This is a genomic window from Vibrio penaeicida (genome assembly GCF_030689305.1).
In the GTDB taxonomy this organism is placed as follows: Bacteria; Pseudomonadota; Gammaproteobacteria; order Enterobacterales; family Vibrionaceae; genus Vibrio; species Vibrio penaeicida_B.
The window spans coordinates 16,346-40,182 of sequence record NZ_JAUYVM010000022.1 but is presented as its reverse complement, the minus strand read 5'-3'; the positions used below and the strand labels follow the sequence as shown (position 1 = coordinate 40,182).

At 41.5% G+C, this 23,837-nt stretch carries 34 protein-coding genes; 10 read left to right on the top strand and 24 right to left on the bottom strand.

Annotated elements, in window-relative coordinates; all coding sequences use genetic code 11:
• Positions 1–28 precede the first annotated feature (28 nt).
• The 5 genes from Q8W40_RS24465 to Q8W40_RS24445 all read right to left on the bottom strand — a co-directional run bounded on the left by Q8W40_RS24465 (position 29) and on the right by Q8W40_RS24445 (position 2,324).
• Positions 29–223 carry a phage holin gene (locus Q8W40_RS24465; protein WP_200765797.1) on the bottom strand — a complete coding sequence of 65 codons (195 nt, stop codon included), beginning with the start codon at positions 221–223 and terminating at the stop codon, positions 29–31.
• A 3-nt stretch (positions 224–226) separates the two neighbouring features.
• Positions 227–631: a 3TM-type holin gene (locus Q8W40_RS24460; RefSeq protein WP_305400996.1), complete on the bottom strand. Its 405-nt coding sequence runs from the start codon at positions 629–631 to the stop codon at positions 227–229.
• Complete coding sequence (locus Q8W40_RS24455; RefSeq protein WP_305400994.1) at positions 628–1,038, bottom strand: glycoside hydrolase family protein; 411 nt, start codon at positions 1,036–1,038, stop codon at positions 628–630. Before Q8W40_RS24455 ends, Q8W40_RS24460 begins: the two co-directional genes overlap by 4 nt.
• 152 nt (positions 1,039–1,190) lie before the next feature.
• Positions 1,191–1,547 (bottom strand): antiterminator Q family protein, encoded by a 357-nt coding sequence (locus Q8W40_RS24450; protein ID WP_305400992.1) that lies wholly within the window; start codon positions 1,545–1,547, stop codon positions 1,191–1,193.
• A 186-nt stretch (positions 1,548–1,733) separates the two neighbouring features.
• Positions 1,734–2,324, bottom strand: a complete 591-nt coding sequence (locus tag Q8W40_RS24445) for a hypothetical protein (protein WP_305400990.1) — start codon at positions 2,322–2,324, stop codon at positions 1,734–1,736.
• 130 nt (positions 2,325–2,454) lie between these two features.
• Here Q8W40_RS24445 and Q8W40_RS24440 point away from each other — a divergent pair, with 130 nt between their 5' ends.
• The 4 genes from Q8W40_RS24440 to Q8W40_RS24425 all read left to right on the top strand — a co-directional run bounded on the left by Q8W40_RS24440 (position 2,455) and on the right by Q8W40_RS24425 (position 4,948).
• Positions 2,455–3,186, top strand: coding sequence for an AHH domain-containing protein (locus Q8W40_RS24440; RefSeq protein ID WP_305400988.1), 732 nt, complete (start codon positions 2,455–2,457; stop codon positions 3,184–3,186).
• Complete coding sequence (locus Q8W40_RS24435) at positions 3,183–3,755, top strand: hypothetical protein (RefSeq protein ID WP_305400987.1); 573 nt, start codon at positions 3,183–3,185, stop codon at positions 3,753–3,755. The genes Q8W40_RS24440 and Q8W40_RS24435 overlap by 4 nt, the downstream gene beginning before the upstream one ends.
• An 83-nt stretch (positions 3,756–3,838) precedes the next feature.
• Positions 3,839–4,417 (top strand): imm11 family protein, encoded by a 579-nt coding sequence (locus tag Q8W40_RS24430; RefSeq protein WP_305400986.1) that lies wholly within the window; start codon positions 3,839–3,841, stop codon positions 4,415–4,417.
• 318 nt (positions 4,418–4,735) lie between these two features.
• The gene (locus Q8W40_RS24425) at positions 4,736–4,948 is read left to right on the top strand and encodes a hypothetical protein (protein ID WP_305400984.1); all 213 of its coding nucleotides are present in this window, start codon (positions 4,736–4,738) and stop codon (positions 4,946–4,948) included.
• Positions 4,949–4,978: 30 nt separating this feature from the next.
• On the opposite strand, the gene Q8W40_RS24420 is transcribed toward Q8W40_RS24425, so the two are convergent.
• The 17 genes from Q8W40_RS24420 to Q8W40_RS24335 form a co-directional block, all read right to left on the bottom strand.
• Positions 4,979–5,293 carry a hypothetical protein gene (locus Q8W40_RS24420; RefSeq protein WP_305400982.1) on the bottom strand — a complete coding sequence of 105 codons (315 nt, stop codon included), beginning with the start codon at positions 5,291–5,293 and terminating at the stop codon, positions 4,979–4,981.
• Positions 5,268–5,633: a hypothetical protein gene (locus Q8W40_RS24415; RefSeq protein WP_305400981.1), complete on the bottom strand. Its 366-nt coding sequence runs from the start codon at positions 5,631–5,633 to the stop codon at positions 5,268–5,270. The genes Q8W40_RS24420 and Q8W40_RS24415 overlap by 26 nt, the downstream gene beginning before the upstream one ends.
• A gap of 138 nt (positions 5,634–5,771) precedes the next feature.
• Entirely contained in the window at positions 5,772–6,290 is a 519-nt protein-coding gene (locus tag Q8W40_RS24410) for a hypothetical protein (RefSeq protein WP_305400980.1), read from the bottom strand.
• A 109-nt stretch (positions 6,291–6,399) separates the two neighbouring features.
• Complete coding sequence (locus Q8W40_RS24405) at positions 6,400–6,825, bottom strand: hypothetical protein (RefSeq protein WP_305400978.1); 426 nt, start codon at positions 6,823–6,825, stop codon at positions 6,400–6,402.
• 145 nt (positions 6,826–6,970) lie between these two features.
• Positions 6,971–7,609 (bottom strand): hypothetical protein, encoded by a 639-nt coding sequence (locus tag Q8W40_RS24400; RefSeq protein WP_305400977.1) that lies wholly within the window; start codon positions 7,607–7,609, stop codon positions 6,971–6,973.
• Between the two features lie 178 nt (positions 7,610–7,787).
• Complete coding sequence (locus Q8W40_RS24395) at positions 7,788–8,600, bottom strand: deaminase (RefSeq protein ID WP_305400976.1); 813 nt, start codon at positions 8,598–8,600, stop codon at positions 7,788–7,790.
• Positions 8,601–8,985: 385 nt separating this feature from the next.
• Positions 8,986–9,543 (bottom strand): hypothetical protein, encoded by a 558-nt coding sequence (locus Q8W40_RS24390; RefSeq protein ID WP_305400974.1) that lies wholly within the window; start codon positions 9,541–9,543, stop codon positions 8,986–8,988.
• Positions 9,544–9,697: 154 nt separating this feature from the next.
• Positions 9,698–10,240 carry a super-infection exclusion protein B gene (locus Q8W40_RS24385; RefSeq protein ID WP_305400972.1) on the bottom strand — a complete coding sequence of 181 codons (543 nt, stop codon included), beginning with the start codon at positions 10,238–10,240 and terminating at the stop codon, positions 9,698–9,700.
• Between the two features lie 394 nt (positions 10,241–10,634).
• Complete coding sequence (locus Q8W40_RS24375; protein ID WP_305400970.1) at positions 10,635–11,411, bottom strand: Abi-alpha family protein; 777 nt, start codon at positions 11,409–11,411, stop codon at positions 10,635–10,637.
• A gap of 148 nt (positions 11,412–11,559) precedes the next feature.
• Positions 11,560–11,991 (bottom strand): hypothetical protein, encoded by a 432-nt coding sequence (locus tag Q8W40_RS24370; RefSeq protein WP_305400969.1) that lies wholly within the window; start codon positions 11,989–11,991, stop codon positions 11,560–11,562.
• 118 nt (positions 11,992–12,109) lie between these two features.
• Positions 12,110–13,063, bottom strand: coding sequence for a hypothetical protein (locus Q8W40_RS24365; RefSeq protein WP_305400968.1), 954 nt, complete (start codon positions 13,061–13,063; stop codon positions 12,110–12,112).
• A gap of 166 nt (positions 13,064–13,229) precedes the next feature.
• Positions 13,230–13,793, bottom strand: a complete 564-nt coding sequence (locus Q8W40_RS24360; protein WP_305400966.1) for a hypothetical protein — start codon at positions 13,791–13,793, stop codon at positions 13,230–13,232.
• Between the two features lie 211 nt (positions 13,794–14,004).
• Positions 14,005–14,883, bottom strand: coding sequence for a hypothetical protein (locus Q8W40_RS24355; protein ID WP_305400964.1), 879 nt, complete (start codon positions 14,881–14,883; stop codon positions 14,005–14,007).
• A gap of 212 nt (positions 14,884–15,095) precedes the next feature.
• Positions 15,096–15,800: a replication protein P gene (locus Q8W40_RS24350; RefSeq protein WP_305400962.1), complete on the bottom strand. Its 705-nt coding sequence runs from the start codon at positions 15,798–15,800 to the stop codon at positions 15,096–15,098.
• A 12-nt stretch (positions 15,801–15,812) separates the two neighbouring features.
• Positions 15,813–16,712 carry a replication protein gene (locus Q8W40_RS24345; protein ID WP_305400960.1) on the bottom strand — a complete coding sequence of 300 codons (900 nt, stop codon included), beginning with the start codon at positions 16,710–16,712 and terminating at the stop codon, positions 15,813–15,815.
• Positions 16,709–17,317 (bottom strand): toxin YdaT family protein, encoded by a 609-nt coding sequence (locus Q8W40_RS24340; RefSeq protein ID WP_305400959.1) that lies wholly within the window; start codon positions 17,315–17,317, stop codon positions 16,709–16,711. The genes Q8W40_RS24345 and Q8W40_RS24340 overlap by 4 nt, the downstream gene beginning before the upstream one ends.
• 71 nt (positions 17,318–17,388) lie before the next feature.
• Positions 17,389–17,592: a YdaS family helix-turn-helix protein gene (locus Q8W40_RS24335; protein WP_104401793.1), complete on the bottom strand. Its 204-nt coding sequence runs from the start codon at positions 17,590–17,592 to the stop codon at positions 17,389–17,391.
• Between the two features lie 93 nt (positions 17,593–17,685).
• On the opposite strand from Q8W40_RS24335, the gene Q8W40_RS24330 reads away from it, so the two are divergent.
• The 6 genes from Q8W40_RS24330 (at position 17,686) to Q8W40_RS24305 (ending at position 22,478) form a co-directional block, all read left to right on the top strand.
• Entirely contained in the window at positions 17,686–18,309 is a 624-nt protein-coding gene (locus Q8W40_RS24330) for a LexA family protein (RefSeq protein ID WP_305400958.1), read from the top strand.
• 266 nt (positions 18,310–18,575) lie between these two features.
• The gene (locus tag Q8W40_RS24325; protein WP_305400957.1) at positions 18,576–18,947 is read left to right on the top strand and encodes a hypothetical protein; all 372 of its coding nucleotides are present in this window, start codon (positions 18,576–18,578) and stop codon (positions 18,945–18,947) included.
• Positions 18,934–20,007 (top strand): YqaJ viral recombinase family nuclease, encoded by a 1,074-nt coding sequence (locus Q8W40_RS24320; RefSeq protein WP_305400956.1) that lies wholly within the window; start codon positions 18,934–18,936, stop codon positions 20,005–20,007. The genes Q8W40_RS24325 and Q8W40_RS24320 overlap by 14 nt, the downstream gene beginning before the upstream one ends.
• Before the next feature lie 10 nt (positions 20,008–20,017).
• On the top strand, positions 20,018–20,971 hold the full coding sequence (locus Q8W40_RS24315) for a RecT family recombinase (RefSeq protein WP_305400954.1): 954 nt from the start codon (positions 20,018–20,020) through the stop codon (positions 20,969–20,971).
• Between the two features lie 95 nt (positions 20,972–21,066).
• Complete coding sequence (locus Q8W40_RS24310; protein ID WP_022612936.1) at positions 21,067–21,264, top strand: hypothetical protein; 198 nt, start codon at positions 21,067–21,069, stop codon at positions 21,262–21,264.
• On the top strand, positions 21,264–22,478 hold the full coding sequence (locus Q8W40_RS24305; RefSeq protein WP_305400952.1) for a tyrosine-type recombinase/integrase: 1,215 nt from the start codon (positions 21,264–21,266) through the stop codon (positions 22,476–22,478). Before Q8W40_RS24310 ends, Q8W40_RS24305 begins: the two co-directional genes overlap by 1 nt.
• Before the next feature lie 258 nt (positions 22,479–22,736).
• On the opposite strand, the gene Q8W40_RS24300 is transcribed toward Q8W40_RS24305, so the two are convergent.
• Together Q8W40_RS24300 and Q8W40_RS24295 are read right to left on the bottom strand one after the other, a co-directional pair.
• A complete protein-coding gene (locus Q8W40_RS24300) occupies positions 22,737–23,228 on the bottom strand; it encodes a hypothetical protein (RefSeq protein ID WP_305400950.1) in 492 nt (163 codons plus the stop codon).
• Complete coding sequence (locus Q8W40_RS24295; RefSeq protein WP_305400948.1) at positions 23,225–23,674, bottom strand: hypothetical protein; 450 nt, start codon at positions 23,672–23,674, stop codon at positions 23,225–23,227. Before Q8W40_RS24295 ends, Q8W40_RS24300 begins: the two co-directional genes overlap by 4 nt.
• Positions 23,675–23,837 lie beyond the last annotated feature (163 nt).

Sequence of the window (23,837 nt, the reverse complement as noted above, 5' to 3'; positions counted from 1 at the left end):
TTACACTCCGTCATTTCGCAGCCGGTTACTATGATTCATCTTCATCATGCTCCCTTCTTCGAACCAGTTTGAGGTGCTCTTTTTTAAACCACCAGTTTATGGCTAAGCCCGCTAACCCGATAAGAAGCCCTCCCAGTGCCACCCATTCATTGATGGTGAGTCCAGCCAGCACAGTAATGGCAGAAGCGCTGTAAGTGGTCGTCACCGCCGCTCTCTCGACCATGCCTCAGTCCTTTTTCATTACATCGTTGACTTTGGGAACGATTTTTTCTGCGCTGCGCCCCACCACATAGCCGCCCAGACCTATCTGCAATAGTGTCCAGGCTTCATCTGACAAACGAAACTCAGTCAAACCAAAGGTATCTGCGACGACCAGCGCCAAGAACGTCAGCATGGTGACGGGTCTCCAATTACGCTGTAACCAGCTCGCCCCTTGTGCTTCGGCGGTAATGACCTGGGCTTTCGCCTCCAGGAGCCTCGCTTCGTAATCCATCACCTGAGTGGCCATGGCGTTTTGCATCTCAAACAGTTTGGCTTTAATTTGAAGCCGTTCTTCATCACTGGTGTGCAAGGCATCAATCACGTCAGTGACGGGTTTGACCAATCCGGTAAGGACATTCCAAATGCTCATGCCCACCTCCCGGTTTTCATCTGCTCAGCAAGCTCCGTGGCTCGTTTGCCCACCTGCTTCGCCCATAGGCTATCTAACATTTCATTGGAAGCGGAGGCGTAATCGCCCGATTTCACGGTTCTGAGCATTTTCTTAAAGGTCAAAAGCCCGGCAACGCCCATGTTAAACGCCATATTTTCAAGCACGGCTTGTCTGACCGGAGAGATTGTCTGATACCAAGGTAACTTCCTGACGAGCGCGGTTTTCACCTTCTGCACATCGTTTTCAAGAAGTCGCTCGGCTTCCTCTTTATCAATGCCTACATCTTCAAGGTTACGGCCAAAGCCAATGGTTAACTTGCCCGCGCTGCAGTGATAAGGGTAACGCCGAAACCCTTCGTGCCTTTTCAACTGCTCGGTCAGATTCATTCTGCGCTCCTTAAAACACGAAAACCCGGCACCTTAAGGCAACCGGGTTTACAAACGAAAACGCCCCGAACTGAGTTCAGGGCGCATATCTTCATAATATGAGATTTAATCTAGTTGGTTGTGTACAAAAAATCAACTATTTTGACATAACGTTAAGCCACGTTGTCTATAGCCGCGTCGACCCAAGCGGTGCCGGATTTCACTAGAACATCCGCTCTGCGTCGGTCAATATCGAGCCATCTGGCGACTTGAGACACATTACTGCCACCGGTGTAAAACAACACCACTGCCTGACCCATCTCTTCATCGCGGCGATTGAGCCTGGCGACGGCACTGTCTACCAACATGGCATCGTCATCATTGATGAGCGGAGAAGGCAAAGTCGAGCCCAGCAATTTCGTGAAAGAGGTGATCGACGGATAGCCCACGGTCAAGTCGTTATTCACCCTAGCCCATCGTCCCCACTGCTCTAAGAGCCATGGAGTGTTATGAGTAATAAGCTCCGCCATAAATGTCCCCTCTTTTTTGAACGTGCAGATAATGCGATGAAATCTCAGACCACTTAAGGGCTTAACTCATCATCCGACACCACTGCCTTGCGATAACCATAATCGCAAATGACCGAGAAGGAAAGGGAGAGAGAATATGTTAGGCGGTTTGAATGACAGCTTATGGCGCTATCACTTCAGGCCCGTTTACTCCGGTTCACCCATAAAATCGATACCTGTTAAGTCTTTCGAGAAACCAATGCCTGTCAGCTTATGCTCTGTCACTAGGTCTCGAAGGGTGTCAGTACAGAATAGATTTACTGGACCTTCCTCAATGGATTTGAAGAGGTACTTATCTTTTGTGTCTTCTTCGTCGAAAGCCAGTGCTTCCAATCCAATCAATTCACCGTATTCGATTTTTTGGACAGTTAACTGTTTGTTTTCTTTTGCGAATGTCAGTGCTGTAAAGAAGTACCAAGTCTCACTTTTTACATCGATTGGTAAAAACTCGCCACACGTGGACAACTGTGTGTGCAAGCAATCATAGGCTTTGGGTGAAAATATGAGGAATGTATTGCACCAAATACTGATATCAGGGGTTTCTGAATCTTTATTGAGGACATCAGCAAATTCTGTATTCACCTTACCCCATATTGGTTTCAGTGGCGCATTATTTGAAGGTTGTTGAAGTATGTCTCTGACAAGGTCAAAGTCACCCAATTGTTCAGCCAAATTACTCGGCAACAATGAAAGGGTTTTAAATTTAGTAGGGTTTTCTGTGATTCTATAAACGGTCATGAGCCATATTATCCTTACCTTAACTACGACAGTGAAAATTGTGCACACCCTCTAAAAAGTTCATATTACTCATTTATACACTAATTTGCATATGTATTATCCCAAGCATATCTTTCATTGGAAAATATGTATGAAATATCAGTATCAAAAGCTTACTCCGTCTCCCAGACCTTCAAATCCTTCACCTCTAGAACTTGCCATTCACCGGTATGAGCAAGAGTGTGCGAAGTTTCACAATGAAAGAAACGCTACATCCCCTAAAAACGCGAAAAAAAACATTGAGTGTCAAGAAGCCGCGAGGCAAGATTGGCAGCACTTAAAAGTACTTCGTAGACAAATAGTTGCGCGAGTGTATTTACAAAACCAGCTTAGTGAATACAGAGCTTCAGCCCAAAAGGCTTCAGACAAGGGTGATTTGGAATCTCTTTATAACGAAGAGCACCACCCCACCGTTCGCCTCGCTCGCAATCTGACAGCCATAGGAGAGCCGAAACCAACCACAAACCATGAGGCTCACCATATCATCCCAGGTAAAGGAAGATATCGCCAAGATGAGCTCATGAACGTCAGGCTCAACCTTCATGCCTACGGCTATGGCATAAATGATCCACTAAATGGCGTCTGGCTGGTAAATTTCAAAAAGCACAAACAACTGAACTGGGAAGCTCCAAAATCTCCCGGACATAGGGAAATTCACAGATACAATTACGAGACATGGATAATCTCAAAATTCATGCTTGATACTTTGCCAAAAGAAGTGTTCACAAACCGACTCGTCGATGTTAAACAACGACTAAAAAACGGCTCACATCCAGCACAAATTCTAACTGCTAAAGATACGCAATGGACAAATGAACAATGACTGCAATATACCAATTGATGGAGCTTCCAGAAGACTTCAGAACAATTAGCCTCAACGTTATGTCCCTGGCGTCTATGCTAAATGGCGTTAACTTTAATGAATTGCGTAAACAGCCAACATCAAATATCAGTTTGCAACCGTATTGGAGTGATAAAGTATCGTGCTCCAGTAAAGAAGTGTTAGGTGACAACACTAGCATTCCGGACGTCTTTGTCTGGCTTAGAACCTATCTCGTTTTAAGTTCAGAAGCGGCCAAAACTCTGTCCCCCTATCTTGAATCGAAAGGAGAATTACTGCCAATTCGAGTGGATGAAGAACCCATGTACATATTTAACTGTCTGCAGTTTGGCAAAGAGGATGCGGAGTTGTGCTCCAAAAGATACCTCAATGGCATCGAGGATGGGTATGATACCTTGGCATTTAACCAGGATGATGTGTCCGAAAAACTGGTATTTAAATCCAAATTAGTAGGTCCAACATTGTTTGTAACCGATGAATTTAAGTCGATGTGCGAAAGTCATAAATTTAAGGGACTGCGCTTTGAACCCAACCTATTGGCGGTGTTTTAAGACTTTATACGTTCAAGTAAGTCATAGCTGAGCTTTTTGAGTTTCATACCTAAAGTTTTGAAAAGCAGTTATAAGGGTTCATTATGACAACATTCAACCGAGTTTTCATTGTCACCGCTAACGCCAATGAGTTTGCTATTCTTCAGGAAAGCAACCTGGAAATGTCACTTCAGGCAACCACTCATAATTTCCCAGATTTGAATGGAGAATCTTTAGCTTCTGACTGGCATTCTATCGATGTTGGTTGGCTAGAAGTTGACGGTGAACCCACGTTACCTAAGCCCGACATTGCCGCATGGGGAGCCACTGCCCTTGCCGCCTCAGAAGAGACAATGAAAAAGTTCGATGGATTGAAAACATGCAGCGAGTTCTTGCCGTTAAATCTTAATGGAGAGCGCTGGTTAACTTTGAATATCACCAAAACTATTGATGCCATTGACAAAGAAAAAACCGTCGTGAACCTTCGTAACGGTAAGCCAAGTCGCGTGCGTCCTTTCAAGAAGTTGGTCCTAGCCAAAGAGTCGATTTCGGACGGTGGGATTTTCAGAGTCCAGGGAGCGGGTTTGCGCACTTTTTGCACTGACCAGCCAGGCGGTTTTTTCGATGTAGTGACCTCTAATAACTTATCTGGTGTTAACTTCATCGAAGTCGATTCTGAGTAAAACCTTGCTTCGCTTGTTGACACAACCACAAAAAGTGACATTACTCACTTAAATGAGCACTGTTTTTATATACAGTTTTATGTATAAGAAACAAATCCAAAAGCAAGAAATCCGTCGAGTTGGTGTATCAAGCAAAGAAATCATATAGATAGAACAGAGCCTCAGCTAAGTATTCATTTTTCTCAAAATCAGCACGAACAACCTATGCTAGCTCTTAGCCTTTGACTGCCTAACTTGATGTTTTGCATTGCATTACTTTTTCTTTTGACCCGCACATGGACGTGACCATTGATCAAATCAAGGAAGAGAGGTTTCGCTATGCGCTACATATCAAAGAGAGTCAGGAAGGTTGAACCCAACGAGTTGGCATTACAGGTTGGTGATCTGGTCGTGGTTGACCCTGGGAAATTACCCCCTAACGGAGAGTTTGGGTTGTACAAGGACAGTGACGGACGAGAATATCTGGGGTGGGAAACTCAATATTCTCGCCCTGTTGGCAAACTCATTGGGATATTGAGATACCTGTATTGAGCAAGTTTTCCAAAAAAAACTTACTCAGCCTCAGTGCCATAACCCTGAAGGGATGTGTCTAGGATTTCTTGGGAGCTTCTTTAGTGTATATATGTCTTTCAGATAGGTTTTCCGAAAGTGTATTCTCCTTGCTCCCCATGCCGGCAATTCACTTAGAATAGAAACGACCCCTTGAATTTCTGCTGACTCAAAGCTGTACCCTTTCATCAGTAATTCTTCTAATACAGGGTATAGGTCTCTGTAAATGTCGTTTGCATTAACTTTATTGTCTATTTGCCCTTTCATTTTCAGTAAAACTGACAATAAAGGCGTAGCCGGACTAAGCTGACTGAGAGTTTTGTTCACTGCGAATCACCTTCACGATGTAAATATTTAAGAGTAATTGTAAAAAGAACAGCAGTAGGTAATCACTGGGCAACGTCTGATCGCGATATAGATACATCGGATAGACATTCTCAATGACTGTAAAAAGAATAAAGAAGACAGAGAAGTACGAAATGAATTTATCACTGAATATCTTCACTTTTTGATAAATTCCAACCAAAGCAATAATGGCTATGTAGGCAAGAAGAGGAGTAACAAAAGCAATGACCTGTTCCACTGTATCACCGACAGTGTTATAAGCATTCATAAATGCTGAACCACCAGCCAATATGGCAAGAAGTACGATAACTCTGATATTCAAGCTGCCTCCTGTTATAGCAATAGATACGTGCTCATTGAGGCTAAATCGTAACACTAGGAAAGTATATATCTAGACTGGTCTTGAAGACTTATGCAGCATTTCACATACAGGCAATTTCTTGCCTGATTTACGTACAAGCTAAGCCACATCATTCCAGAGCATTATTTCCCACTCCGCTATTGTCATTTTATTTTTAGATGCTTCTTGTCTGACGGATTCGATTATCTGTTTGTAGCGTTGTCGGCAGTCAAGTTCAGTCCACTTGTCTTTGAGCCCCAAAGATTTCAATACTATTCCATCAATCGGGCAATGTGGAGGTTGCTCTTCTATGTAGCCCAGTGTCCATAGGAACTTTACGTATAGATTGACTGCTTTTTGTGCAGTACCAAACCGTAGCTTATTACCCTGTAGCAGGTGAGCATATTTGTTTGAAATGTCTTCCCTGAAAGACTCAATAATTTCTATGTGCTCCATCTCATTAGGCTGACTAGAATACGTGCTTTCTAGGCTTCTTAAACGAGAGCGAAAATATTTCGAAAATTTAGACTTATCTGAATCAGAAACATTAGATGAATAAACATATCCTCTTTGAAATGCAGCGCTTTGAGTGTTTGAAAGTGCTATCTTAAGGACGAAGTCCTTTTTATTAATGTCCATTTGATCTCCAAATTATATAACGCTCGCTTAAGCCGCAGACAACGCACAAAACAAGCCGCTGTATTGCGCTCTAAACACTAATTTCACCGCAAACCAAAACTGCCAATGGTTAACCGTCACACTTAGGCAATTTATTATGCAAATTTTGCTCTGGAGACACGATGACTACCGACTGATTCTCGTCCACTAAAACCCAGTACAAGTTTAGTATTTCTCTTACATGTGGAGCGACAATTAAAAGCTGATCTCTAAATTTTTGAATGTCGGGAACTGCAATAGCATAGTTTGCACCCTGCACTTTCATTCTTTGTACAACCTGCCCAATACAGGTACGGAAATCCAAACCGACTTGAGATGTTAAACCCTTAGCTTCGATATACCATGTTTCTTTGGTTGAAGGGTGCTTACAAACTAAGTCAGTATATTTGTCGTCTATGATTTCATAACCAGCGGTCAGAAAATATCTATCAATAGCTTCTTGTACATAAGATTCGTTAGGGAAAATATGCTCTCTTTTATAACCTTTCTTCGTCACCAAACTTTACCTTAGTGGCATAACGCCAACTTAAACCGCAGACAGCGAACAAATCAAGCTACCGCATTGCGTCTTAAACACAATTATTGCTGCAAACCAAAAATGCCATGCGTTGGCGGTCGGCTTGAAGCGTTTTGTTAGAACGTTACCTTTTACGCCTTTTTGTTTTCCGCTTTGGTTTTAATTGCTTTGGTAATGAAGAAGCCAGCTCCTTCTTTTTTAAATAACTGAAGCCTATTAATAACGTTCCACACACGTAGAGGAACAAAAATACGTTGCCAGAGCTTTTAACCTTAAACAAAAGCTCTTGATGCTTTGATGCAATGCGATCTCGTGAGGAAATAGCGTTCTTATTCAAATCTATTGCGATCATATTCTGAAGTACAGTTAACGATTTGATATCTTTTTTTTGCAAATACTCTCTAGCCCTTCTCTCAAGCTTATGCTTCTCGTTTAGAGATGAGCGTATGTCCTCAGGCGCGTCTAAAAAGGGAGATATGTGCCATGTCATCAAGCTAATTGAGTGCAATGCAATTTTGAAAGTTGACTGAAGTACTACATCTTCATCAGGTTTATCTTTTGAACTTTCCAGTAGTAAAGTACTTGTCCATAAATTGATTTCTAACTCTTCAATTAATCTATTTAATTGAGCTCTTTCATGAAAAAGGCGCTCTTCATTCCAAGAGGAATTAAGATAGTTTTGTGTAATCCACGACAAAAGAATAAGAGCACTACCAAAAATAAAGCAAGATCGATTTTGAACTTGGCTTAAGTCAACTATCATAGCCCCTCCATATCAGATTACCCTTAAACGTTCTAACACCTGCATAGTACTTTTGCTACGATACAGGCTTAACTGAATTTTACTGTCTTAACCACTGAAATTTGAGACAAACTGACAATGCCGAATGTAACAAATCTTGTTGATACATTTGTTATGTAAACCTTCAGCTCATACTCACTTACCTATCATTTCTAACTTCCCATTTGAAGATGATATCGTTATCGAAAATTTTAATCAGTTGAATCAAAACATAAAAAGTGGCGTTTGATGGTTTAACTATTGCAATATCACCTATTTTCATTCTTGAGTAATGGCTTGGAAAGCGAAATATCGTAGGATCACTAATATCTCCGAAACTTCTCACACCAGCAGCGACTCGTACAGAGCTATTGCCATTACTACATTGAAGATCAACGCATCCATGTACTGGCTGCAATGTTGCCCATTTTATATTAATTATTCTTTCATCTGTCTGACTAAACTGGACTTCAATTTCGTTTCCACTGTGTATCACTGGGACTCTTCTTTTACCACAGCCATAAATTTTATGTATATTGCCACAGTCAAAAGTTTCCTCTTCTACAGCAGCCCTGAGTTTTCGATTAAAGAAACTAACATTAATATTGTTTTCCAATAGCTTTCTATAACCTTGGGAGTAAATAGTTCCATTAGGGTCTAGAACACCGATAACAACATCACTGACTCCAGAATCGATCAATAATTGAGCACAAGATGATATCTCTTGCTCCTCACGTAATTCAACGCATGGCTCCAACGTAGTATAGACTGTTACACCTTTAACCTGTTCAGCAGTTAGCTTTCTTATCGCAATACGCTCAGCATGAACATTCTTTGTTTCACCACGATAACCAGTAGCCAATACTTCACCACTTTTCGCAATAACAACTCCAACTCGTGGAAACTCTGTACACTTTAAGTGCTCTTCTATAGCGATCTTCATTAAGTCAGATCTTGAATATTTTTTAGACATACTATCCTACTTATATAACGAATGACATGGATTCCCGTTTGTAGAATCTGCCACACTGAGGTGGTACAGGTTCAGCAAAAATCACTTTAGTATCCGCGTCGTTGACTCCAACGCGAAAGTCATTCTCCACAAATCCGATACTCGACCTAATCTGCTGGCTATCATAGCAACAAGTGCATTTATATGCATATTAATGAAAGCGTCTGGAGGCGCACATTCGTGAACGAAATGACAAAACGAAGTTGATGACTTTGTTGTTCGAGGTGGATTGGCTGCTATCGCTGCCAGGATAACGTTATTGCCTATTGACTGGCGAAAGGCTCATATGTGTAATGTGGCTGAGTTTTTAGCTAACAATTTTGGGTACTGAACCAATCATGCCGACTCAAAAGCCACTAATCGAAATACTCCCCTTTAGGTACGTCACTTGAATCTTTCCACTGGAATCACCATAGGATGGTCCCACTGTTACATCGACAGTATCACCAGCTTTATTTTTTCCTCTCCACCAGTAACTAATACAACCAATGTAGCTATTACATGAATAAAAGCCTTTTGAACTGTCTTGCTTCTTTATGACTGATTGATACTTATTGAAACCACTAGTCTCTAGTAACCTAACATACTGATAAAACTGATTAATGCCTTTTTTCCCCAAATAGTCATCCTCAAACTTAATTGAACTTGCGACTACAGCATATAGACCATCATTATTTACGTACCCTACATAATCATCAAATGCAGCATCAGGGTTTGGTACATATAAGTTAAAAAACCTACCAGTATGAATCACCCTTTTACTTAACTTTTTACTGCCTAAGTCTTGGTATTCACCAAGTAAATCACCTTTGCTCATTTCCCATGCTAGCCCGAAAGGAGCTTTAGCTTTAGATGTGAAGGGCATTAGCAACACACAACAAACTAATAATATATTTCGTTTCACATAACACTCCACAATAAATAAAACGACGCACTATAGTGTTTAGTTAAACTATGTCTATTACCACATAGCGCTTGCAATAAGGTGTGCCACGATGAACTCACCAAAACTGAAGAACGTAACACGTCAGATAACCTTATTAACTCAAACGAACGTACTACCAACCTGCATGCAATTTTTCTCTCGGTGTCATCGGACGACCTACATAGCCATTTAAGAGTTGTGGGTTTTTGGATAAATAATCACGAGCCCAAGTTTGAAGATTAAATGCAAAGCCATTCAATGCATCACCCATATTTGCGGCCAAATAAGTAATGCCCTTCGCTCTTAAACCTGCCATTATTCCATCATCAACACCCACATATATGGTATTCTGTTCATTCTCGATGTAATGAATTAAATAACCTTTCTCCTCAGGAGTAAGCTGATGTAATGAATCTTGTTTATGCTTTAAATTCTTTTTCTGTCTATGCCTTTTCATAAGAAATATAAATATTCGCGCAACACAAAATGAAAACGTAAGCAAAAAAGCAGGACCAAGGAAAACTCGGTAATCATCTCTGAAACCATCAACAGCAAGCGTTACTGCTATATCGTTAGGTAAAAATAGAATCAGACCTAATACACAAACAATTGCCACCAAAAAGGATGCAGGTATTTTTCTAAAATAATCTGTTAATCCAGTCAATTTATCGATCAATTTTATTTATCTCCAGTTACCAATCATGAGCTAACGAATGACATCAATTCTCCCTCCCTAGAATCTGCCACATTAAGGTGGTTTCGATTAACACTGGAGGCAGCAAGTTTAATTGTTCTTATTTTGGCGGTACCGACTTAGCGAAAAAACACTTTAGCATCCACGTCGTTGACTCCAACGGCAAAATCATTCTCCGCAAATCCGTCACTTGTCCTAAGCTGCTGGCTACTTTAGCAAATATGCACAAATGCGTATATAAATAGAAGCATGTGGAGGCGCACATTCGTAACAAAATGACAAAACTAAGTAGATGACTTTGTGTTCGAGATGGATTGGCTGCTATCGCAGCCAATAGGATGCTATTGCCCATTGACAGGCGGAAGGCTCATAAGTGTTAGGCAAATTTTTCACACTTTACACAAGCTTTAAAAAACAGTTTACCAAACTTTGTAAGTTGCGGTCTTTGAAGATAATGCTTCGGGTAAGAAATAAACCCCTTAAGAACAGAAAACTCTTCGCGTTCAAACAGGTTTACGTCATAGTTAACCAGCCCCAAAGATACTAGGTGCTCCAAAAGCGTTGTAAGTAGTTCTGGCTGAGCTATAGAATTGCGGTCAAAAGCATAAATCTTTAGCGATTTTTTTGCTTGTGGTGGTATGTCTAAGGACTCCAAGTAACTAGCAATTGCAGAGTAACTATAGGCTTCGATACGACCATCAAGCATATACAATAACAGGTGCTTTGACTTACCAATTTGGTTTAATAGCAAAACTTCATCAGGACATAACTGGCTTATGATATCAATAAATGCAGGGTGAGCCTCTCCAACCCTTTCCCTATCCATGGCTCTAGACATAAGGTTTAAATAAACTTCAGTTAAAGGGTTAGTCTCTTCATGGTACCTGAGTTTATCTGCAATTGGCAAAACCAGCGATTCTGAGGGGTCAATTCGATTACTTTCTGGGATTCGATTGATGCACCCAGAAATGTACTTGGCTAACCGTTCTTGTGCCATTGCTCCAAATTGCAATGGAAATAACATAAGCCGGACAGTTTTAGCGGCATCCACGCCTATTTTACTTGCTTCTTTCAAGGTGTTTGACACCCCATCAGAATATGCTTCTTCAACTATTTTGGGAGCACTTTTTACGACTTCAACGATTTCTTCCATCTCAATTTACCCTATTTACCTAACGCCAGCTTAAACCGCAACCAACGAACAAAACAACACGTCGCACTACGCCTTAACCACTAAATTAACTGCAAACCAAAAATGCCACATGTTGAGGTTCTGATTGAATGCTTTTTATGTATAAATTTTAAGGCACAAGCGTAAACAACATTTTCCCTATTGACGAATAACTAGCTTCAATGAAAGCACTATTGTCAAAGGCATATTTCTTCTTATTGTATATACCAAAGTTTTGGACCCAAGTTAGTTTATTGCCAAAACGTTCAGCTACATGATGACAAGTTCCACCTCGTGTTCTGGTCGCACAAAAAATTATGTTGGAAAGTGGCTCAATCACATCTAAATGACTCTCCACATGAGATTCACAATCCCCTTGAGTCGAAACACCTACATACTTATCTTTGATTAAGAACACAGCCCTATGATCAGTACCACCAACATTTTCGTCTAATACTACTTCTTCTGCATTCTCTCTAAGAATGCCAATTAGCTGATTTAGAGTTGATGTTTTTCCGGAATTTGAAGCTCCATAGAGTGCATATATTCGCTCTAGTTCCATTTTTATTCCTTACGTATAATAGTTGCAATAAGGTGTGCCTCATTGAACCAGAAAAGCACACCGTTCTCCTTACCAAAACCGCCGAGTAAAACGCGTCAACTTGATGTTTTTGTTATGTTTACCCTACAACCGAAACTACAGTAGCCAATACAAACAACCACGATACAATGAAAAATACCACCGTAGGTCTTGTTGTTGCGAATAAGGCCGTCCCACTTACTCTTTCATCCGAAAACTCCTCCCACACCCAGTCAGGAGCTTTGTTAGGGTCATCTTTGTAAAGCTTGCAAATATCTTTAAACTTCTCTTCGTCAAAGTCAGAAAACAATTGGTCTACATGTGCATCAAAATTAGCCTTGTGCATTTTTTTCCATTGAAAATAGATTAGGCAATCTTTAAGCCCAGCGGTAACGATGTATAGGAGCAGCACGAATAGTAACGACTTTGAGTAAGCGACGAATGTAGAAGACAGTTCAACTAGTGGTGTCGGCAAGTTCAGTAGTGACTTTTGCTTCACGACATCCAAAGGATTTTCCTTTGATAAGTTGAAGTTACCATCAATGAGACTTCTCGATGCAAGCATGATTTTTGGAGATTTCGGTGAAGAGTCCATTTGTTCCAGGAACAGTTCAACATCTATATATTCTTCACTTTGCCACTGATCGAACTCAACATAGAATGAGTTACTATCGTATGTTTCGAGCTTTGCCCGAACAAGATCCTTGGTTTCATCCAAGTCAATGATCCTAAAGCCTTTTGGAAATGAGAACTCCAATACTCCCTTTATTAAATCACTTTTAGAACCTTTACCAATAATGGTTTTTTCCCCTACATTTTGGAGTCTAACTTTTACTTTCCAAAGGTCTTTGATTGATTCCCCGTTGAAAGAATATGAAGCTACTAACCCTTTTATGTTCGCTAAATCAGTCACTTTGTCCTGAACAATGGTTGATACCTTAATCTCGGGGTTCTTGTCTCTAACTTGTTCCCATACACCATAGCTTGTCACAAGAAATGCTAGTGCTGCGATTACAAAGCTAAATTTATTAAGAATGTCTTTGTTATTTATCATTATCTCTGAATCTACTAATTTTAAAGGGAAACATAACACCAGCTTAAGCCGCTGCCAACGCAATACAACGGCTACCGCATTGCGCCCTAAACACAGTTATTACTGCAAACCAAAAGTGCCACGCGTTAGCGGTCGGCTTGAGCCGTTTGTTATGTACGTGTTTCGTTTATTTTGGTTGCCATGGTTCACGCCAACCATGTTCGTTTAAAATTGCCAGTCTTTCGTACAACTGAGAGCTTTGGAGAAAGCCTGAAACAACTAATGATACTTCATTAGACTGACCTGATGAGCATATTTGAGAATATCCTGAATGGGCAGCCTTACTTAAACCAAGTATCCAATATTGAATTTCAGATGTAACACTGATGATCCTCGTTTTATTAGTCATTACAGCAACAATTGCGTTGTCATTGCTATATTGTCCTTGTCGCTCTAACTCGGAAAGAACACATCGATATAACACGAAGTCTTTGCTCAACATTGAACTTCTAGTTGTTTCTTTCGAACTCGTATCATTAATCACATCGCTAGACTTAATTAACTTACCTAATCCCTGAAGAGCTTGATGCTTTTCACTAGAAAATGCGGGGTGACTCACCAAAACTAAAGCAAGCCACAATACTACTGCTCTCATTGCATCCTCAAATATATATAGTTTTTCTCTAAGTACATAACAATTACTATGGGACAAAATGTCTGAATAATTTATCTTCAGGGTGCCCAATAACATTCTGACCACTCCATTAGAATACCATGCAATTAATTGCTCATACTAGACTTAAGCACTTTATGACGTTGACTATCTGGCGCGAAGGTGGAGGCGCACATTCATGAACGAAATGACAAAACGAAGTGGATAGCTATGTTGTGTGAGATCTATTGGCTGCTATCGCAGCCAAGAGAATGCTATTGCCTATTTACAGGCGGAAGGCTCATATGTGTTATGTAAAATTCCTACTTGATAGTGCTTTGAGTTTACTTAGTGTCTTGTACACCCCTTTTATAGACACAAACAAGACAATTAACGCAGATATATAACCAAACCAGTCTAAATGCCCGATACCAAAGTCGAAATTTGAAAAGTTAAATATCAAAGAAATAACTAGAGCAAACAAAGTAAGCAAGTGAGAAGTTCTAGCATCTTTTAAATCATCTATTACTTCAGAAACTCTAATGCCTCTTAGCTTTTTTGAAAGAATAGCACTGTGAATAGAGTCGAACTCAGAATTAGCAACAGCTTCTTCTGAGACTGTAGTCAGCTGTGCGTCGTTCGCACATTCCTTAAGTAGGCCATCTTTAGACTTCCATACCCAAACCACACCTTTTGATTGCAAGCGTGATGCATCTTTGGATGCTATAAGCCTACGCCCCAACATTGAATACATTCCAATTTGTATATCATCAATTTGTTTATACTCAAAGTAATCTATCAGAGTGTCTGCAGCGTTTAGCCCTTCACGTAACCAAACCTTATCTATTTGTTGATTAATATGATCTTTGTGTTTTTGGAAGTCCATTATGACTTCAGTAATACTTGCCTTCTCTGGCTCTAAATTTGATTTGTAACTTTCCACTTCACGTTCAGAACATTGCGACACTGGGAGTTTTGAATAGAAATCAATTAATATCAAATCTATTGGCTTAGTTGGGTGCTGATCAATTCGACTCAATAATTCACTAATGTTACTGCATACCTCTATGTCCAAACGCTTGTTTGTACTATGTCTAGATTCAAAGCGCCCAGCTGTATCTTTGTCTGTATCAAAATAGACGATCGTATGCTTGACCTGCGGATGTTTTTCTTTCTTCCAATGAAACATAGTTTTCCTCTTTTTACAGAACAATTATTATCGGACAAAATGTCTGAATAATTCATCCACAGGGGGGCAATAATATTCATTCACACACATAACAATATCATGCAACTCATTGTATTATCAAGACTTAGGCTCTTTATGATGTCGACTATCTGGTGTGAAAGCGGATATTGTTCATCTTTCAATCAAATGTACGAAAGCACAGCTCTCTTGAATTAGTTATCATTGCTGATATCCCCGCCCCTTTGTTGAAACCCATACTTGTCACGAAGACTCTGAATACGTTCAATGGATTTCTCTCGGCTCAGCGGTGCTTTCAAAAGTTTGTCTGGTAGCGGTTTGGGAACAGAATCGGTAAAGGTTTCCCCTCTTGCTACTCGCGTTAAAATCTTTTGGTATTGACTCTGAAAAATAGGATATGTGTATTTCTCTGAACGGGTTTTCAGTGCATCCCACCCAGTTTTGCTTCCCATGACGTATAGTGCTGGATGTGTCCAATTACACCTAGTGGGGTCAGAGGCATGTCTGCAAACTTCCAGATACGCACTGCGAACGTCAGGGATACCGTGTTGCTCTGGACTTCCACAGCACCAGTCAATGAATTCGCCTGCGCTCGGGAAAAATGGGCTCTTGTGGCTTCGGGCTTTGCGGAGTCCCTGTTGCAGCAAGGTTTGCGTCACAATCTGATTCTCGATGAACGCCTTGGTCCAGGTTTTCTTGGTTCGGGCCAAAGTCTCATCATCCGGCAATGCGTGTCGCCAAGATGGAAAAATCGACTGGAGCTCCGCAAACAGGGTGTTGACAATCTGAGCCGCCGCCTCCTCAATCGATTGGGTTGATGAAGGCTTGGGAGCGTATTTGTCTGTAAACCGCTTAGGGTTTTGGCGGTATTCTTGGCTCAGTTGAGTAACGTTTTTCATGCCTGCCTCCCACTACCAGCCCAGGTCTTTTGCCCAACTGGTGTCACCACTGTGAAAGTCTGGGTAAGGCTTTGAATGGTAGCGCTCTTTCGGGGCAACCCACGCAGCTTTGAACGACTTCCAACTTCGTGTTTCCCATTCAGTCAGGCAGTCATCAAGTGTAAATCCGTATTGCCTTGCCCGAATAAATTCTCTCGCAAGCTGGTTAGCGACACGCTGGCTAATGGGACCACCCCTATTGGCTTTTCGGATCCGTTTGAGTTCTGAGATCTGCTCTGAAGTGATGCCTTCGAATACGGAAAAATCCACAGCAGGTGGGTTTGTTGATTTTTGATCTGGAGGTTTGAGAGTCTTTTTTTTGTTTCTTTTTTTTATATTTGTATTTTGTAATATTGTATTCTTTTGTGGTTGTCTATCCGCATAACAATTGTTATCTGTTTGGATAACAGCGTTATCCATTGGCATAATTTTTTTTACTTGGCAGGGTTGTCTATCGGCATAACAATCGTTATCTGTTGGCATAACTTTTGTTATCTGTTTGGATAACGTTCTGACTTTGTCTACCCACTCCGATACCGTCGGATTGATACCCAGTTTCCGCCCTTCTCTTATGAGAATTCGCCTTTCTAAAAGGGTCTTGATAGTCTTACTCAAATTAGGCTTTTTGATATCGGTCATCTCGTGAAGCTGTTCAAGAGAGACCCAATCCACTAACTTGTGGTATCCAATGGTTCTTCTCATCACAGCAAACAGAACACGATGCTCTTGGTCACTTAACCGGGTACTGCATAATTTGTCTGCCAGCCCATTAGAAATACTAAAGAATCCAGATGTGCAGATAGACCTTTCTTTGCTTTCATTTTCGCGTTCAGGAAAATTTAAGACATTTTCTTTGCCAATTACATGGTTCATGATGCCCCCTCTGTATTCTGCTGATTTGAGTGGAGTTCAGGATGACGCTCTTCAAGTAAGTTGATAGCCGCGAGCGATGTTGCTACAGACTCTCTGAGTTCCTTATGTGTTTTCCGAATTAACGGGATTGACTTAGGACTTCCTTCAAGCTCGATCATTGAAATTTGAGCTTCCATGTTTTCCTTCGTGAGAGATGCGGCAATTGTCGAACAACAAAGCTCGTCATTCATTTTGATGGGACTGACACCAATGTATAAACCAGGGATGTCGTAGACTTCGTTTAGGTAAGAAATACGAAGGTCAAGAGGCATGGCGGCAACAATGGCTTGTTCAACAAAAAATAGGCGGGCGGGTGAGCGTTTAGTGCCATTGTCTGCAACTCCTAGCCAGCGAAAAATCTTTTGCCGGTTAGTGTCTGCATTCGTAAAGACATCCTCCGCATCCATGAAGGAAATCTCCTCTATCTGCAGTGACTTATTCAAACCCAATTGTGAAAATTGCTCCACAATATTTTGAGCAATAAGTAACTGAGAGATTCCATTTCTTTCAAGCCACAGTGATATGTGTTTGTTCAGTATCCTCAAGCGATGTTTGTTGCTAATCATTGGAGACCTACCTTTCAAAATGTATTATGTAGTCAATTGCTTTTACAAATGTCTTTAGAATACCGATTACTTTATGGATGCTTTTCGTGATCCTTAAGGAGGTCATCTACACTGATTGCCCCAGATGTAGCTAAGGAAATGGATCTTATATATTTTGCCGGAGCTTGCTGACGACGATTTATCCAATTCCATACATGTGACTGCTTAACACCAAGCACGATCGCTAAAGCAGTTTGACCACCCACTAATTCGGCAGATCTTTCTATCGCAGACATGTTCTTTCCTCTCGAAGTTGATATAGATTTATGTGTATTTAAAAACACATAAATTGGTTTGTCAACAACACAAAAAGTTGTAAGAATGGTTGTATGAGCATAAGTAATCGAATCAAAGAACGCCGAAAATCTCTTGGGATGACGCAAGAGCAACTAGCCAAGAAAATCGGTGTTTCCCAAAATGCAATCCACAAATTGGAAGACGGAACGACAAAAAAGCCTAGAAATATCCTTGAGCTTTCTAGAGTTTTAGGCTGTCAACCTGACTGGTTACAATACGGAAATGGTAGCCCTCAAGTTTTGGCGCATGTTGATCCTGGACCTGAAATAGTTGGACTTTATCCCCTTATAACTTGGCAGCAAGCAGCTGCGTGGACCAATATTCGAGACCTCGACTCTTCGGAACTTGAATTTTATCCATGTCCAGCCCCAGCTAGTAACGAAGGCTTTATACTAAAAATTCAAGGCGTAAGTATGGAGCCTAAGTTTAAGGATGGAGATCTTATTTTTGTCGACAGTCAAACACAGTGGCAACACGGTTCTTACGTCGTAGTGAAGTTAAATGCAGACGAAGATGTTACTTTTAGGCAGCTATTGATTGAGGGAAAGCAAAAATATTTAAGGGCAATCAATACCAACTGGCAAGAAAAGATTATTGCCATTGACCATGGTGACAAAATCATCGGAACTGTTGTATTTTCTGGTCAGATGCTCTAATTAAATCAAATAGTTAAAAAGTAAACCTCTAGTCACAAGTTACAATCCCAAGTAGGTGGAAGGTGATCCAGACCTCCACCTTTAACTGCCGCATTTCTCTTAGCCTTTTCTAACCACCTAATATCATGTGGATTTCAGCCAAACTCTATTGCCAGTTTGTCTAGCTATACTCCTTAACAAACAAAAATACACCTTTATGTGTTGACTGAAAAATAGATAAATGTTTATTATGTATTTTAGTTAACAACTAAAGATAGGGAGTCCCCATGAAAACACCTTGCATCATGACCCTGGACTTACACCGTTACCTCGCTGAGCAAGACAGGCTCGATGAGGTTCATGCCGCATTAGACATCATCAGAGAAGAACTCACCTGCGAGCTACTGAGTGGCAAGAGTGTTCATCTGGGCGGTCAAAAATGGGGATTCGATGATGTCTTGTCGACAGCGTTCGAGACCGAAGAATTCTGTGAAACCTGCATTGCACTGGCTACGAACAGAGATAACCCCGAAGGTTTTCTCGCTCAAAGGCAACGCTACCACTTCATGATTGAATCTGCGGCAGAAACTCTGGCGAGCGAACTTGCTGAACCCATTTACCAATCACGTAAATACGGAGGTTTTTATGACTACCGCTAATGCTGTATCCCTTGCGTCCATACACAAAGAGTATGTGAAATCCTTAATTATTCTGGCTCGTCGTAATGGTATGAAACAGACTGATATTGAGAGTTTTCATTTTCAGAGACGTTTTGGTATCGGAGGCTCCGACGTAGCGGCTATTCTTGGTATCTGTCCCTACCGAACGCCTCACGATGTTTGGTTGGAAAAGACCGGGCGAGAAGAGCCAGAAGACCTTTCCAATAATGACCGCGTGCACTTTGGCATTGAACTGGAAGAAACAGTGGCTCGCGAATACACGAGACGCACTGGTTTGAAAGTACAAAAACGCAATAGCCCATACATTCACAAGACCATGCCTTGGCTTCGTGCCAATATTGACCGCCATATTGTGGGAGCTAGGAAAGGGCTGGAATGCAAAACCGCCGACAAGTGGGCAAACCGCGACCTATGGGGGCGAGGCAATGACTATATGGAGAAAAACGGTGTGTTTGAGTGTGTGGACGAATGCGACGAAGTCCCTGAATCTTACATGCTGCAAATGCTTCACTACATGATGGTGTGTGACAAAAAAGTCTGGGATTTGGCAGTATTGATTGGTGGCAATGATTTTCGAATTTACACCATGGTGCATGATAAATACCTAGTCGACATCGTCAGTCAAAAACTTAAGACGTTTTGGTTTGAGCATGTGATTACGGATATACCGCCGCCTCCCGTCAACCTCCACGATTTGGATACCATGCATGCAAAAGACAACGGACAAAGCATAGTTGCAACCGACGAAATCTTAGAAGCCTTCAAACGCTTGAAAACCATCAAAGACCAAATCAAAGCACTGGAAACCGAAGCCTATGGTCCTGTGGTCGGAAGCAGACACATTGGCGGACTGGATTTCGCGATTAAGCATTTCATGGGCGATAACGCCGAAGTGTTACTTGATGACAATGGTAAAAAGCTCTGCTCCTGGAAATCGCAAAGCAGCAAGCGTATCGATACGACAGCACTGAAAGAGGCAGAACCGGCTATCGCCAAACAGTTTACTACCGAATCACATAGCCGAGTCTTTCGAGTCTAAGGAGACTATCATGAGCGTACAATTGTCTGACCAAGAGTTATCACTGCTAAGCGCGGCACCGGATAACACCTCACTATCGTTTGATGTTGCTACGATGATGTTTAACCCCGACCTTATGGGGAGGCTTGAGCGCTTTGCAGAGTTGATGGCGACGGGTAAGTCGACCATTCCAGCCCATCTCAGAGGCAGTCCTGGTGACTGCCTCGCCATCACGATTCAGTCCATGCAATGGCGTATGAATCCACACGCCGTCGCGCAGAAGACGCATTTAGTGAACGGGACGCTTGGTTACGAAGCTCAACTTGTTAACGCAGTCGTTACTGCAATGGCTCCAACCAAAGACCGAATTAACTATGAGTGGTTTGGTGACTGGCACAAGGTCATTGGAAAGTTCGCCACCAAGCAAAACGGGAACGGCAAATCCTATCAGGCACCCAATTGGAAACCCGAAGATGAGCAGGGTCTGGGCGTTCGCTCTTGGGCTACCCTGAAAGGCGAAGACGAACCACGAGTATTAGAGCTGCTATTAACGCAGGCGCAAGTCAGAAACTCGACGCTCTGGGCATCCGATCCGAAACAACAGCTGGCCTATTTAGCCGTAAAACGGTGGGCAAGATTACACACTCCGGATGTCATTATGGGGGTGTATACCCCCGACGAGCTTGAGCCTGTTGAAGAAAAAAGTATCAATCCGACTCCGACGAAACACACTTCTCGAACCGAACGGCTTCGAAGCAAACTGACGGCAGATACACCTAGGGTTTCAGCCGAGGAAGAGGAGACGGTTACGTTAGATGGTATTTTGCTCAAGATTGAGCACGCCCAAAGCGAGAGGGAGTTGACCGAATTGGTGGCCGATGCAAAACATCTAAAAAATACCGAGCAAACTAAGGCAAGAAAAGCCTACAAAGAGCAGTTGATTAAACTCAGGGCGCTTGAGTCTTCAGATCAAGATTTGAATTGAGGAGTGACGCCTCACCGCTTTGTCTGCTCTTGATGAGCGTATGCAACCTAACGTGGCGTTTTTGAATGACTACAGGATGGTTAGAGGATAGCAATATGAGAAAGCTGAAACCTAAAGATTATATTGAAGAGTTCTACCCTGGATCGGGTATGTGTCCGAAAACGGTGACAAACTGGATAAAAAAAGGAAAGCTTAGAGGAGAACAAACCCCTACGGGACGCTGGCTAGTACTTGTTGAAGCAGATAACTACTCAGTAACGCAGGAGCTACTGAACTTTCTGGAGACGGAATAGTGGCGGCAAAACGAAGACACTCAAACAGAAAAGATTTCCCAGATTTTCTCTATGTAGAGAAACGCGCTGGAAAAGTTCGCTATCGATTCACTTGCGTTGATGGAACAAAGAAAATGTTTCCTGTTGGGACAACAGAATATCAGGCGATACAGGCTGCTATCGCCTATAACGCCAAACATCGAGCAATGGAGTCATTCAGTTTAGAGAGTCAAAAATTCATTAAACCCACAGACAAGTTCAATAAGCCTCTATCAGAATGGATTGCGGTTGTGAAAAATCGGGTTTCAGACGAAGAAAACATGAGCCCTGACACCTACTCAGTATTTTTGAATGATTGCGATCGTCTTATTGAGTGGCTCGGTCATAAGCTATCGAAACAGATAAAACTGACGGATCTCAATGATTGGCTGAATCACTACTTTGGTAACAAGTCAAAAAACGTCTACAACCGAAAAGTGTCTTTTTTGAAAAAAGTTTTTGCCTACCTCGCGGATGAATCGGCAGTAAACACCAATGTTGCTGAGCAAAAGAAACCTCGTCGGTTAAGCCCTGAAGATAAGTCAAAAGAAAGGCTAGATTTGACCATAGACGACTTTAAGGCAATCCATCAAAAAGCCCCGCTGTTTCTCAGGACAGCAATGGAAATTGCGCTTCAATCCACTCATGCCGTAAAAGAACTGCACCGGATCAAGTACAGCATAAAAAAGCCGGCACCAGGCAAATGTGGGATATTGTGGTTTGAAATGCCCACACATCAAAATGGCGTCACGGTATACGGCACTCTGTATATCCACCGACAAAAAGTCAAAAACAGCAAAGCGAGTTATGTGGCTATTCCGGTCACTCAAGCCATAAAGGATACCGTTGATCGCTCTCGAAAAGACAAACTCATCTGCCCTTATGTCGTCCACCGCAAGAATAAACTGACCAATGGCATCGCTAAAGAATGCGATCACCAATTCCAGTGCACCAGTAAAATCATCAGCAGAACATTTTCAAAAGTGCGTGACGAGCTCAATTTATACTCAGACCTTCCCAAATCCCTCAGACCAACCTTTCACGAAATCCGCAGACTAGCCGCCCAAAAGCTACAAGAAATGGGCGAAAACCCACAACAAAGAATGGCACATTCCCGACCTGAAACCACCAAAATTTACACCGATTCAAACAACATTGAGTGGCACGAAATCCCAGCAAAAGAGGTCGAAATTTAGGTGGTAATATACAGTGGTTTTCAATTTACTAACTCTTTGTTTTTCCTCAATTATGATTTTTTCCATTTCCACCTAATTTTCATGCAAAAAAAGCAAAAAAATATAGGATAACCATCTGTAAAAGAAAGGAAAAACACCCAAAAAGCGCATGAACATGGGGTGTCAGGGGTCGCTGGTTCAAATCCAGTCAGTCCGACCATGTTAAAAAAACCGCTGTTTTTACAGCGGTTTTTTCCGTTTAGGCTTTGACTAATCGCTTCATTTAAATTCAATCGCGTTGAGCAGCCTCATAAACTCAACATTTGCAATTTGAACTTCATGTGGCTTTATACCTTTTCTAGTCACAAGCTGTGCTTTTACCTTCATATTCTTACTCACGAACTCAGCAGAAACTAGCATGACCTGTTTGCGAGTGGGTACATATGCTAAGAAGCCATCTAGACCATTAACATTGATAATAGCCGCCCCATAGTCGCTATAGCTAGAATCGCCAAGCAATTCCGTTACACTTGCCTGAGTAGGAGTAAGACAGCCTTCACATTGCTCTTGTGCCAGCTTAAAAGTTCCATATTGAGAGCTGAAGCTCCAACTCTTTCTATAGTCGTTATTTTTTTCGCTCACTTCAGAAAAAAATAACGGTAATTTCACTTTAAAACTGTCCGTGGTGATAACTGAAGCATCAGATAGCAAAGGAAAAGTAGCAAGAAAGGCTAGAAAAATTTTTTTAATCTTGAGGACTCCTTCAATCAATCCACTACACGTAAATAACCATAGCTCGTTAATCGATATGCAGTATCATCACGTTTATGAGGAATCTCGTTGTTTTTGTACGTTATTACTTTCTTCTGACCCTTCTTACGAATGAGGTCTTGAACGTGGTCCCAAACCATTTGGCCTTTATCTTTAACATCTCGAAAGCTAAGCCCAATAGCATTTTTATCATAAAGCCTCGTCATTACACATCCATGGCTGCCTTCATCTCCATGGTAACCAAACCTGATTCCATCTCTCCACTTTTCATCGAAAAACTGGTCATTGATGTTTGAGTCTACATAAAAAAGAGCAAAGTAATCTCTAAAGCCTCTTGGATTTTCTGCTATTACCCACTTTCCTTTTGGAAGAGGTTTGTGCTCATCCCAACCTCCTGAGGTTGCCGTCATTATAATCACTTCATTTGAAGCTTTATCTTTGACCACTATGGTCTCTTTACCCAGCTGAATGTAATGTCCAATGGCATTTCTGAATTCCTTTATTGAATTTCAACCATAATGTGGATTGTACTCCCTTCTCACAAGCGGATTTCGATAAGCTTGGAACTGCTCTACATTTTACTGAAACAGTCTTTACTATCATTTTCAT